The 12,709-nt window shown below is 51.7% G+C and carries 14 protein-coding genes; all 14 read right to left on the bottom strand.

Translation table 11 applies throughout. The features are described from left to right. Nucleotides 1–415: NTP transferase domain-containing protein (locus G7Y49_RS10985; protein WP_165173758.1), on the bottom strand; the 415-nt coding region annotated here is incomplete at its 3' end. Beyond that, nucleotides 412–1,071 carry an SIS domain-containing protein gene (locus tag G7Y49_RS10980; protein ID WP_206214666.1) on the bottom strand — a complete coding sequence of 220 codons (660 nt, stop codon included), beginning with the start codon at nt 1,069–1,071 and terminating at the stop codon, nt 412–414. The genes G7Y49_RS10985 and G7Y49_RS10980, both read right to left, overlap by 4 nt. Then, nucleotides 1,068–2,042: a kinase gene (locus G7Y49_RS10975; protein WP_241157393.1), complete on the bottom strand. Its 975-nt coding sequence runs from the start codon at nt 2,040–2,042 to the stop codon at nt 1,068–1,070. The genes G7Y49_RS10980 and G7Y49_RS10975 overlap by 4 nt, the downstream gene beginning before the upstream one ends. Before the next feature lie 84 nt (nt 2,043–2,126). Then, entirely contained in the window at nt 2,127–2,450 is a 324-nt protein-coding gene (locus tag G7Y49_RS10970) for a hypothetical protein (protein ID WP_165173754.1), read from the bottom strand. 193 nt (nt 2,451–2,643) lie between these two features. Next, entirely contained in the window at nt 2,644–4,065 is a 1,422-nt protein-coding gene (gene wzx / locus G7Y49_RS10965; RefSeq protein ID WP_165173752.1) for an O-unit flippase-like protein, read from the bottom strand. 5 nt (nt 4,066–4,070) lie between these two features. Further along, nucleotides 4,071–5,132 (bottom strand): hypothetical protein, encoded by a 1,062-nt coding sequence (locus tag G7Y49_RS10960; protein ID WP_165173750.1) that lies wholly within the window; start codon nt 5,130–5,132, stop codon nt 4,071–4,073. A 21-nt stretch (nt 5,133–5,153) separates the two neighbouring features. Next, complete coding sequence (gene wecB / locus G7Y49_RS10955) at nt 5,154–6,254, bottom strand: non-hydrolyzing UDP-N-acetylglucosamine 2-epimerase (protein WP_165173748.1); 1,101 nt, start codon at nt 6,252–6,254, stop codon at nt 5,154–5,156. Next, nucleotides 6,251–7,684 (bottom strand): hypothetical protein, encoded by a 1,434-nt coding sequence (locus G7Y49_RS10950; RefSeq protein ID WP_206214664.1) that lies wholly within the window; start codon nt 7,682–7,684, stop codon nt 6,251–6,253. Before G7Y49_RS10950 ends, wecB begins: the two co-directional genes overlap by 4 nt. Before the next feature lie 750 nt (nt 7,685–8,434). After that, nucleotides 8,435–9,658, bottom strand: coding sequence for a glycosyltransferase family 4 protein (locus G7Y49_RS10945; RefSeq protein ID WP_165173744.1), 1,224 nt, complete (start codon nt 9,656–9,658; stop codon nt 8,435–8,437). Then, complete coding sequence (locus G7Y49_RS10940) at nt 9,651–10,241, bottom strand: hypothetical protein (RefSeq protein ID WP_206214663.1); 591 nt, start codon at nt 10,239–10,241, stop codon at nt 9,651–9,653. The genes G7Y49_RS10945 and G7Y49_RS10940 overlap by 8 nt, the downstream gene beginning before the upstream one ends. 20 nt (nt 10,242–10,261) lie before the next feature. Beyond that, nucleotides 10,262–10,489 (bottom strand): DapH/DapD/GlmU-related protein, encoded by a 228-nt coding sequence (locus G7Y49_RS12530; RefSeq protein WP_370519657.1) that lies wholly within the window; start codon nt 10,487–10,489, stop codon nt 10,262–10,264. After that, a complete protein-coding gene (locus G7Y49_RS10930; RefSeq protein ID WP_165173734.1) occupies nt 10,437–10,823 on the bottom strand; it encodes a hypothetical protein in 387 nt (128 codons plus the stop codon). Before G7Y49_RS10930 ends, G7Y49_RS12530 begins: the two co-directional genes overlap by 53 nt. Continuing rightward, a complete protein-coding gene (locus G7Y49_RS10925) occupies nt 10,804–11,907 on the bottom strand; it encodes a glycosyltransferase family 4 protein (protein ID WP_165173738.1) in 1,104 nt (367 codons plus the stop codon). The genes G7Y49_RS10930 and G7Y49_RS10925 overlap by 20 nt, the downstream gene beginning before the upstream one ends. Continuing rightward, nucleotides 11,904–12,533: a sugar transferase gene (locus tag G7Y49_RS10920; RefSeq protein WP_165173736.1), complete on the bottom strand. Its 630-nt coding sequence runs from the start codon at nt 12,531–12,533 to the stop codon at nt 11,904–11,906. The genes G7Y49_RS10925 and G7Y49_RS10920 overlap by 4 nt, the downstream gene beginning before the upstream one ends. Between the last annotated feature and the right edge of the window lie 176 nt (nt 12,534–12,709).

Below are 12,709 nucleotides of genomic sequence, written 5' to 3'. Positions count from 1 at the left end.
CCCCGGGGTCCGCCGCGAGGGCGCGCTCCATGGCGGCGAAGTCCGCGTCGAGGTACGTGTCGCCGTTCAGCACGAAGACCTCGGGCCGCGCGCACAGGGCCAGGGCCCCCTTGAGGGCGCCGCCCGTGAGGAGCGGCGCGTCCTCGGGGCTGTAGTCGACCTCAAGGCCCCGGTACGTCCCCATGAAGTAGTTTTCGATCTGCTCGCGGCGGTAGCCGTCGGCGATGACCACGCGGGCGAACCCGGCGGCGTCGAGCTGGTCGAGCACGCGGCGCAGGAAGGGCTCGCCGGCCACGGGGGCCATGGGCTTGCACACGCCCGGGACGACGTGCGCGAGGCGCGTGCCGAAGCCGCCCGCGAGGACGACCGCCTCGCGCGAGCGGCCCGCGGTGCCCCTATATTCGGCCCGCGTCACTCCGCGCCCCCGAACAGCTCGGCCTCGACGGCGGCGCACAGGCAGTGGTAGACGGGCAGGTGGAGCTCCTGCACCTGGAAGACCTCGTCTCTCGGAACCCGCACGCACACGTCGGAGAGCGCGGAGAGGTCCGACTCGGCGGAGCCGGTGAGGGAGACGACCCGCATCCCCCTGGCGCGGGCCACCTTGGCCGCCTCGACCACGTTCGCCGAGTTGCCGGACGTGCTGATCGCCAGCAGCACGTCGCCGGGCCTCCCGTAGCCGTAGACCTGCTGGGCGAAGACCCCGACCGCCGCCTCGTCGTTGCCGAAGGCGGTCGAGAGCGCCGTGTGGGAGACGAGGGAGATGGCGGGCAGCGCCCCCTCCAGCCACGCGGGCGCCTCCTCCCCGTTGGCCGCGCGGTAGGCGCCCAGGAACGCGGGGTCGACGGGGCGCTTGAACCGGAAGCCCTTCATGAGCTCGCCCACCACGTGCTCCGAGTCGGCGGCCGACCCGCCGTTGCCGCACGCGAGCAGCTTGCCGCCGGCGCGGAACGACCCAGCCAGCATGTCAGCCGCCGCGCGCACGTCGGCCTCGCAGGAGCGCATGTCCGGATACCGCTCGAGCAGGGAATCCAAGATCTCAGTCTTAGCCTGCGGGCACCTGGCGCCCATCATCGGGCCTCCCCCAGGTCGTAGTCCTCGGCCTCGTAGTAGACCACCGTCGCGCCGTCATCCTCGAACTCGAACGGGATCTCCAGCAGGCCGCCCATGGCCTCCCGCACGCCCGCCTGGGCGTCGGGCTCGACGTAGAAGACGAGGAACCCGCCGCCGCCCGCGCCGAGCAGCTTCCCGCCCAGGGCGCCCGCGGCCGTCCCCCGCGCGTAAAGCTCGTCGATCGAGTCGTTGGACACGCCCGGCCCGACGCCGCGCTTCAGCCTCCACGTGGCGTCCAGCAGCCTCCCGAACTCCGCCAGCGGCCTCGCCTTGTCCGTCAGGGCCGCCTCCGCCTCGTCCACGAGCGCCAGCATCTCCTTGAGCTGCGCGGTCCCGCCAGCCGCCCTGTTGGCCTTCTGAACATCGGACGAGAAGCGCGTGAACCCGGTGAAGAACATCATCAGGCTGCCCTCAAGCTCGCGCCTCCGCTCCCCCGGCATCACGATCGGATGCACGCTGAACCCGTCGCCCGCGAAGTCGATGCGGTTGAGCCCGCCGTAGGCGGCGGCCACCTGGTCCTGCCAGCCGCCCGCCTCTCCGCAGAGGTCGCGCTCCAGGCGTATCGCCTCCCTGGCGAGGCGCTCCTTGGACGCGTAGGTGCCCTTCATGCAGTGGAAGGCGTTCAGCATGCCCACGGCAAAGGAGGAGGAGGTCCCCAGCCCCGAGCGCGCCGGGAGGTCGGCCTCGTAGGTCACGCGGAGCTCGCGCATGTCGAGCATGGCCATGGCGTTGCGCACGGCGGGATGCTCGAAGTCGGCGGGGTTGGCCACCCGCTCGATCCTGGAGTAGACCAGCTCGTTTCTGTAGTCGAAGAACCGCGGCAGGTGCCTCGCCGTCACGTAGCAGTACTTGTCGAACGTGGTCGATATGACGGAGCCCCCGTGCTCGCAGAAGAACTCCGGCATGTCCGTGCCGCCGCCGAAGAAAGACATGCGGAATGGAGTGCGTGTGATAATCATACAGAGCCCTCTAAGAAGTTGCGTATTTCTTTTTTTGAACCATCTAGACCGTCTCTCCTACATTTCTTTACGGATTTGTAAATTCCATTGACCCAAAAAGTTGTGATTTGCACTATAAAAACTGAAGTCGCGGGCTTGCTTGCCGAATATCGGAACATAACCGGAAGAGGCATTCAGCGAATGGGAGCACAGAAAGACCAACGGCACCGTCAAAGAGCCTAGCAGCTCGAGCAAGGCCATGAAACACACAAACTGCATATCCAGAGCGCTCGATTGCATGAGCAGATTCCGTCCGCAGCTCTTGGGATGCGTGCTCATCGCCAAGCAAGATGCCAAAGCGGCTATCTCTGAATAGTTGGGGATTTCTTCTTTTCGGAGCATCTAGGTCACCTCCCCCACGTTTTCTCGCAGATTTGCAAGATTTTTGTCGAGAGAAAGAATCGCTGCGCCCAATCTTGGGATCGAATGAAGGATGTATCCATTAAAGCGGTGATCAATTTGCAGATTATTACTTAAAAAGTTGGCTGTTGCGATTTGCTGCATAGCTCGTTCGCCAAAGTCAAATCGGTGTAGTTTACACGCGAAATCTTCCCGGCTTTAGAAGACTTAGGCACCCTTCTTTTATGCAGGAAATACATGTTGTATCGACAATCGAATATGCAACTTCTGGCCACTTCCAACAATTGTATAAGAGTTGCGAAATCGCCTGTCCCGCAACAAGGCCCCAAACGCCCAGATCGAATAGTCCGCAGAAAACGGAGCTGAGGACAACACCTAGCGCACTTCCAATAACAAAATGAGTCATGTAGGGTATCTCATTCGTTCCCGCGATAAACGAGGCGCATAGTTGCTGATGCTTGAAAGGAATATAATAGATCCCCAAACAAAGCAGCACAGAGACGCTAATTTGCCTTCCTTCCCCAAAAAAATGAAGCATGGGCACACCCACAGAAAGAAGCAGAAACAACATAGCAATATATATAAGCAGAAAAAACGCCATAGAGACTGCCAGCTGTTCTTTTAGTCTGCGCAGGTCGCCACATGCAAAAGAGGACTGCATCGCAGGCTGACTGCTCGAAAAATGAGCTGCAGCAATTGTGGAAATCGCAGTGATTAACTGAACGGAAATCGAATAAATGCCAGTTTCCGATAAGGTAAGAAAAACAGACGCAACGACAACCGTTGCCTGTCCTGATAAATAGTTGCTTAGCGAAACCAGACCGTCTCGCCATGCGTTATACCAAATGGTCTTAAATAAGTCATAGGAGTCTCTGAAGGAAACCTTTTCGTCGAGTTTTTTCAGTCCTACCCCAATTTCCTCATAGCGGTAGAACGCCGCTTTTGAACATATCCTGAGCAGAAACCCGTAGGACAAGTATGCAAATGCTGGAGCTATAATCCCCAGCCCCGCAGAAAGCAGCAAAACTGACAGTGTCAGTTGAACAATTCTAGAGACAACTAGAATTTGATTATATCGTTTTACTGCGCCGATGCCTCGTAGCAAGGTTGCAAAATAGCCGTAGTATAGATTCAGGAAAAGAGCTGACACATAAATCATCCAAGCTAACAGCACTGTCAGCACATCAAGTTCCGGCGAGATAAAGAGAATATAGGGCGTACCTACAACAAGCAACAGCGCGAGTGCAACAAGGGAAACAACAAGGTACAGAAGCCTGCAAGTTTTTTGAAGTCTGTTCAAAAGTGAGATATTTGCAGCTGAGCCAGTCTTTGGTGCAACCTGAGAAGAAATGCCTTTCTTTTCCAGTCGCACCGCACCTGACCAGGCAAATGTCACATTTCTTGCAATTGTTGGATTAAATCCAAAATCAAATAAGGCAGACAGGGCGCCCAAACTCACAAAGACATACCACAGCCCCAGATAGCCGCCAGACAAGAACGTGGTTAGAAAGGGGAGAATGAGCAGGTTCGCCGTCATTGATAACACGGTTCCTGCATATCCCCAAGCAATATCCGATTTGGTAGTCAAAATTGCCACTAGAATCACTCCATTGCCTCTAGGGCATCAGAAAGAGTATCTGCGATATATTCAATGGAGTGAGCCGAAAACAATTCAGCGAAAGATACCTCTCTAGAGACAATCAGATTACGCTCGCTTAGTAAATTGAGTATCCTCCGGCAAAACCGCTCAACATCATCTTCGCAGTAGACTAAATCAGAGTAATAGCTTGAATAGCACTTGGCCATTTTGAACGGAGTTGCTACCACTACGCATCGATAAGAGAGTCCATCGAGCAACGCTCCGCTCACCCTATTTTGAAAAGATAACCCGACTGGAGAAAGCGAGATCTTAGCATATCGAAGCATCGATGCATACTCCGCCTCATCAAGCCTTTCTGAAGAAATCCGCAAGTATCCATCATTAAAGAAGAGGTCACCTTTCAGGTACACCCTACAATTATTTTTCGCAAAAAAACTAGTGCGCTCCTCAAAACTCGCAATAGCGCGAACGAACTCAGAGTCATTGCTTCCGCAAAGACCCACTGCATCATAATCATGTGTCGCCAATGAACAACTCTTGTCATCAAGGTAAGCAGCTTCAACAATTGGATGGGGACAAACATGAACCCGGTCCGGCGTCACTCCCAGCTTATCAATTAAACACCGACCAATAAAGGGCTCTCCAACCGCATGATGGATCCGATTTTTATATAGGCTGAAGCAGGCCCTTTTTATGGAGCTCATACACAACTCATCAACGCTCTTATGATGAACCATGAGAACATTACCTCGCAGATGGGGCGAAAAGAGCAGCATCAACGGGTCACTTGACAACAGGACAAGAGACGAACCAGGAACCTTTTTCCAATAATGAGATGCAATCGCCGCGTTTCTTTTTGTTTGTATCCGCCCCGCGATTTTCCCCTCACATGGTTTTAGTAGTTTCCCGGGTGTAAAGAACTCGTACGAAAAACGACGCTCTCCCAACAATCCAGGAACAACGCGCGTATCAGCATTTGCAGACAATGCCTCCAAGTATTTCTTATTAAAATCAACATGCCCCTTTGGAAGCAAAAGATCAGCGACAACTACGGTATTACTCATTTGAGCACCATATCCCAGCAATCACAATCGCGCAGACAGAATATCCGCAATGCGCATACTGGCAAACCCATCTCCGTAAGGGTTAGACGCCTTCGACATGGAAGCGTAGCTGCGTTCATCTTTGAGCAGCTCAGTAAAGGCTGAATATATAGATTCTTCGGAGGTGCCTACTAAACGAAGAGTTCCTGCCTCGACCCCTTCGGGACGCTCCGTCGTGTCTCTCATTACCAAGACAGGCTTTCCAAGGCTAGGAGCCTCTTCTTGAATTCCCCCACTGTCAGTCAAAACCAAACAACTTGCAGCGAGGTAATTGTGAAAAACAGAGACCTCGAGCGGTTCAATAATTCTCAGCCGATCACATCCATCTAACTCCAAATGCGCCGCTTCTCGAACTTGCGGATTCATATGAATCGGATAAATTGCCTTTACGTCTAAATTTTCGTCAAGGACTCGGCGAATAGCCCTGAACATCTGATGCATAGGCTCCCCAAGATTCTCGCGCCTATGAGCTGTAATCAGAATCAAGCGACTACCCGAGGCCCAATCAATCATTTCATCACGATAGCCAGGGAGAACTGTTGTATTCAGTGCATCTATTCCGGTATTGCCAGTTACAAAAATTCTCTCCTCATCCTTCCCTTCCGCAAGAAGATTTTGTCTCGTTGTTTCAGTTGGCGCAAAATAGTACTCTGCCACTATATCGACCACCTGTCTATTAAATTCTTCAGGCCAAGGAGACCGAATGTTGTACGTTCTCAAACCAGCTTCAACGTGGCCAACTGGAACGCGCAAATAAAAGCTCGCCAACGCCGCAGCAAAACTGGTAGAGGTGTCTCCATGCACAAGAACCAGGTCCGGTAGCTCTCTCTCGATTACATCTTTCATGAGCAGCAGAGCTTCCGAAGTGACATCGAACAAAGTTTGGCCAGGTTTCATTATTTTTAAGTCATAGTCAGGCTCCACGCCAAAAACGCATAAAACTTGATCCAGCATTTCGCGATGCTGGCCTGTAACACACACGACGGTTTTAAACTTTGCGGAACGACGCTTGAGCTCGTTGACCAGGGGGCACATCTTAATAGCTTCTGGGCGCGTACCGAACACCAGCATTACCTTTTTCATTTAGAAATTTCCTTCGAGTCCCTTGTCCTTGCCAACAAGATACCTGCGAACTCATTCTCGCTGGCCTCAAGCAAACCAACAGCGAGGCTTAATACCCCGTAGACAGTAATAGAAAGGTGATAACTATAGAACAAGAGGAACCAGATCATTCCGAATACAAGCCATGGGGACTTATCAATGCTTTTCAAAAAGGAAACAAGCACCGAAAAATAGAAGCAGAGCCCAAATACGCCACCTACCAAAAAGAAACAATTCAGCGACTCGTGCATTGTATAATATGCTCCTAGAACCAACTCCCAATCGGAAAATGCGAAGACAGTCAAATCCTTGAAATATCCCAGGCCGTCTGTCACAGTGCCGATGAATCCTTTTCCGAAAGGTAAAAACCAAGGCTTATTGATCAATTCATAACCGATATTTAAGAACTCGGTTACTCTCATTTGCGCAGAAGACGGCATTGATTCAAGCCAGTTGTCGCCAAAGCTAAATAGTCCAACCGCTTGCTCGATCTTGCTTGAAAGCAAGAAACTATCTGCAGCAAGCTTTGGTAACAGGAATAAAACTGCAAACACTATGATAAACACTGCGAGTACCGTTACAAATAGACTTTTTACGTTAGCGCCTTGTTGTTTGCACGACAAGAAAATAATGACGAAAGGAATCAGCACGGAAACGATTACGATCTTTCCACTCGCGTTGTACCTCAATGAAAGCACGAGTATTACCGCACCGGAGATTGCAAGAATAGCGCGTGCGCTCTTCGACATGTTGCCATATACAATTAGAATTAAAGAGCCAGTCAGCAAAAAGTAAACGTCGCTAACCTGCAGAGACTGAAGCCCGCCTCTATTCCCATAATTGTCAAACGCCAAGCAAGCAAGAAACACTATAGCCAAACCGACAATGATTGAATAAAGGTAAGGACGAAGCTTCTTAACGCTTCCTTCTTCCGCAAAAACAATCACAAAAAAGCAAAGGCAGATCGCAAATGGCAACACATACGAATATACACATCCCACGAGCTGTCCAAGGCTCCCGTTCTGGCTAGCAAAACCATTATCGTCAAGACAATAGGTAATCGCAGTCATAAATAGTCCGATATAGATAAAAAAACTCAGCCCGTTAATAAACGACTTTGCTTGCAGATTGAAATTTTTTGCCGCAATTCTCTTTCTTCTTAGCGCCATACAGAACGCAGGTAAAAGCATCCAGACCGCAAGATTAAGACCAGCTAGTCGAAAGTTTTTAAAACCATAGAACATATCAGATCCGACAAAAGTTGCGCTTTCCATGCTAAAACAGGTAAAGATTACGTATAAACCCACGTAGGCTAGCGGCTTATCAGCAATAAAAAGCCAGAATAGAACTATCACCTCAACAGCACATAAGGCAGCCATTATCGAAAAGCTATCGTAGAAGAAGCTGTTCAAAAGTCCAACTAGCGTTGAACAGACGATCAGTCTAAAATCAACGTATCGAGCGCTTTGGATCCGTTGCTGTACAAGAGAGTGATTGCTCTCTTGATTATCCCACGCTGTTGAGGAGATGCAGCTAATCGACCTTTTAGTAATCCACCTCGCCGAAGGCATAGTCTACCGAATCCTAACTTGAGATTGAATGAAGTGCTTTGCTATCACAATAGCAATATGATCCAGATCGCAATAACCGTTAGCGATTAGGCCATCTAAGCGCCGACTTTGATAATTTGCATGACCTACATTCTCAACGCTTGGGAACAAGGTCGTACAAACGCAGTAGCAGAAAGCCTTAACCGACATCATCCGTAACCGCCGCGGCTTTATGAGTTTTGAGGTCCTGAAACACTGTTGCCTGCCGGTCTTCGATCATGAGAGCAAACCTAACAAACCCATCCCACTGTTTGTGAAAAGCGACAAGAGAAAAGAGGGGAGCTAGCTAGCGAACAGATCCACCGAGACGAGAATTCAATCTCCCCCGCACTAGTAACAACATATTCATTTTTCTGACTTTTGGTCATCATTTTTAAAGCTACTTTATGAAGGGCTTGGTTTGTTGTTCCCTTATTTTATCTTCGAGCGTTGACTTGGAATTGAATTCTCTTTGTTTGACCTGGCCAGACAAAAGATTTGGTTATTTTTCCCACACATTACCCCAAGCCTAACAAACCCATCCTGTTGTTTGTAATTGTTTGATGAGTGCACTTATTCTTTCCCGCGCTTTTCACCAGCGCTCGTTTCTGTAATCATTTCCACAAACGGCTTTAGTGATTTCTCAAACGAGTTATTATTTAGAACACTTTTACGAACCTTCCACTCTACAGAGGATTCACTTCGACTGCTTATATAGCTTACTAACTCACAAAAAGAATCGTTCGTTTCAAAAATATACCCGAGATCATTCTTTTCAATTTGCGACGCAACCTCATAAACATACGGAGTCGCAATGATATCCATTCCGCTGCCAACATACTCAAGAAACTTATTCGGAAAAGCCACATTATTCGTCACGCAATCTTCTCGAAGCATGAAAGCAAAATCGCCCGAGTACAAAACCTGGCGAAGCATTTGCGGCTTGAACGACCTCACTACCACATCGACCGTTTCGGCTCCAAGCATTGACCGGATCTGTCCGATATCGTGCGAGAAAATCAGCAGCTTTGAGGGCTGTTTGATTTCGGCAGCAATACGACGATACAACTCCAGAGTTTGAGGAATACATTGCCACGAAGAAGCACCCCCAGAATAGATAAATGCAACTTCTTCGTTTCTCAATCCAAGCTCACTACGGTAACGCCGACGCAACATTTCGTACTCATGGACATCAGGTATTTCGGCCGATGTTGCACAAGGAACAATATATGCAATAAGATCATTAACATGATACTTACGAGCTATATAGTTTTTTAATGCACTTGTCACAACAAAACAACTGTTAGAGTATTTCAATCCCTTACGAATCGCGTCAGAGTCAAATAAGTATATCGCTCGATTACGGAGTTTCTTTACTAAAGAAGCGTTTTTGGACAACTCAATAGCATCCTCCGATGAACCATGTATATCTAGAACAATCGGAACACTAACTGCCTTCGTAATGCGCTTTGCCATATAGGGCATTCCTAATCCCGACAAAACAACTGCGGAGTAGCATTCTTTTTTAAGCTCCCGAATCGTTATCTCAAGAAGATCCCTATATCGAAGATACCAAGACACAGGCCGAGATAACTCTGCTTCAAAAGCATGAAACGAGCCTCCCGCATTGATCACTTCCCTCGCTCTGCTTCTCACCCTTTCTTTGCTCTGAAGGACAAGAAAATCTGTTGCAATTCCATAACTTGCAAAAAGAGCTTCGGCTCTGTTCTTTATCAATCGAAGCTCTCCACAAGTAGTAAGGATATTCCTATCTGTAACAAACAGCACTTTATTCATCGCTATTCCTATTAGAGTGAGGTAGACGGATATCAGAATTCCCGCGTTGAATCATCAGAGAATCGTTTAGGTAACGTCTTTCAAGAATACGCTTTTTCGCTATAACAAGATCGTCACCAAGATGTGCATCCCTTCGCAGAATTGCCCTTGTACTAAATTTACGATTGTCCTCTGAACTCGCTTCACCAAAGAAAAAGCTCCCACTTTTGGTGTCATCTGGCGATCGAAAACCTTGACCGTTATCATGAGTCATAGCGTTTGAAACATATTCATGGCTTTTTTCGATTTCAGCCTCATATAGGCGGTTTGTGCGACACCCCGAATTGAAAGGCACTTTTTCTTTTGTTTGAGGTTCATCTTTGTCTTGATTATCAAGATTGAATCTGCCTCTGGCCCTGGGTTTTCTTCCAATCGATAAAAAACCATGAGCCGATAAAACTATCACATCAGGAAGGGGTACGCATGTCACCGGAATGAATACCGATCGGTTTCCATGAGCCCATCCGCCACCAACCAATCGAAGATTAACTCGAATGACTCTGGAGCCTACTATCGCAGCTCTTTTGAGCGTTCTGGCCCTCATTTCTGACATTCGCCAACTTCTCAACAATTCACAATTTCTTTCACCGTTGTTTCTCGCCTTTGAATAACGATCGAGTTATCAGGATAGGAACCCTTAATGACGCAGCCCGCCCCAACAACGCAGTTCTTTCCCATTATTGTCCCCCTAAGAATGACTGTATTGGCCCCAATCCAGCTGTTCTCTCCGATAACGACATCATCGCAGCAGAAAACACCATCTTTGAGCCCCCCCCCCTGAGCGAAAATCATGATCGTGGTCATAGACGAGGACGTTCGGGCCGAACTCGACGCCTGGACCTATGACGATACGGCGGTGGCAGAACACGCCACAGTTGTAGTTGAACTTGGCTCCGCTTCCTATGACGAGCTCAGCCCCTGAGCGAACCTTGATCTTCCCGCCGCTATGAATGCGAACCTTGTCACCGAGGCTTACCCTTGCGTTCCTGTTGAACTCAAGAACCACATTAGGAGATATGCGCTGAACCAAACCGCTCGTGAAGTTGCTTCCATACGCCATCTTCCTAATTCCGATTCTAACGAAGGAATAGCAGACGCTTATGATGTTATTTGCCAGTCTTCTCATGTTGCTCAAGTTCCTTTAGATATTCCAAGACAACGATTTGCCGGTCAAATTCCCTGCGAACTTTCTTGCGCCCAGCCTTGCCCATCTCTACCCGCTGGTCCCTCGGCAGGGCGAGAAACGCCTCCATCTTCTGGATCAGGCACTCACTGTCCCTTTCCCTGACGATAAAGCCGTTGACCCAGTCGTCAACGATCTCCCTGCATCCAGGTCTATCGGTCGTGATGATCGGTCGCGCGCAGGCGCAGCTTTCCAACAGCACGTTCGACATCCCCTCCGGGTAGTACGACGGAAGAACAACGCAGCTAGCCATCTCGTACAGAGGCAGGACGTCCTCCACGCAGCCATGGTAAACAATCGCTCCGCTCTCTTGGCACTGCCTGAGTCTCCCTTTGTACTCGGGCTCACAAGCGCCGCAAACGTGAAATTCAGCATCAGGATGTCTCTTCTTTATTTGCTCGGCGGCGTCTAGATACTGCTCTATGCCCTTCTCCTTCATGATGCGAGCGATGAACAGGAAGCGCACGCGCCCGTCATCGGGATACTCGAGGGCGGGAAAGCGGTCGACATTCACGCCGGAGCCCGGAAGGAGGTCGCACGCCCCCGAAACAGCGCCCTTCCCCAACATGAAGTCCCTGTTGTCTTCGTTCTGGAAGAACACCTTCTGGGCCTTCGCAAGGCCCCTCTTGTAGAGGAAGAGCGTGATGGCCTGGAGAGCGCCACCGTTTTCCACGGCGGTCCCCAAGCCGGTGATGTTCACGACGTATGGAATGCCCAGCCTGCCGCAGGCCATTCCCCCATAGACGTTCGGCTTGATCGTGTAGGTAAAGACGATGTCGGGCCGCTCGTCTTTCAGGAGGGACTCGTAAAACGAGATCAGCCTGAGCTCTGCCAACGGGTTCGTCCCGTGCCTCTGCAGCGAACAGCACGGCACGAACCTCGCGCCCAGGTCGACGATCTTCGCAACCATGCCTCCCTCAGGGAGGCTGCAGACCACCTCATGCCCTTCGGCGACGAGCGCCTCTATCAACTCCTGCCGGAAGCGGTACAGGCCCATGTCGCTGTTGGCCAGAATCAGGATCTTCATTTCGCGGTACCCTCCAGCTCGCCGGGCGCACCCGCGAACCTCTCCATGGTCGCGCTCGTCTCGCTGCTGATGCCGGAGCGGCGGAGGAGGACCTTGAACGTGGCGACGAAAACCCTCATGTCCATGGCGAGCGTGCAGTTGTCCGCGTACTCGAGGTCATATCTGAACTTGTCCTCCCACCTGATGGCGTTGCGGCCGTTGACCTGGGCCCATCCGGTCAGCCCGGGGCGGACGTCGTGGCGGTGGCGCTGCTCCTCGCTGTAGAGGGGCAGGTACTCCACCAGGAGCGGCCGCGGGCCGACGAGGCTCATGTCGCCCTTGAGGATGTTCACGAGCTCCGGCAGCTCGTCGAGGCTCGTGGAGCGCAGGGCGCGCCCGAAGGGCGTCAGGCGCTCCTCGTCCGGGAGCGGCTCGCCGTCCTCGCCGCGCGCGTCGGTCATGGTGCGGAACTTGTAGAGCTTGAAGACCCTCTCGTCCTTGCCGGGGCGATCCTGCGCGAAGATCACGGGGCTCCCCAGCTTCACCCGAACCAGGACGGCCAGGACGGCGTAGACCCACCAGAACAGGAGCAGGGCCGCGAGGACGACGGCCACGTCGAGCACGCGTTTCACGTAGCGCTCGTACATGCCTACCCGAAGCACCTCCTCACGACCTCGATGACCACGTCCTGCTGCCCGGGCGTCATCTTGACGTCGGAGGGCAGGCACACGCCGCGGCGGAACAGGTCGGCGCCCACGTCGGGCGCCCGCCCGTCGCCGGCGTAGGCGTTCGTGCGGGCGCGCCCGTCGCCCTCGCGGGTGAC

Source organism: Adlercreutzia sp. ZJ242 (assembly GCF_011038995.1).
Classification (GTDB): Bacteria; Actinomycetota; Coriobacteriia; order Coriobacteriales; family Eggerthellaceae; genus CAAEEV01.
This window is presented reverse-complemented; position numbering and strand designations above follow the sequence as displayed.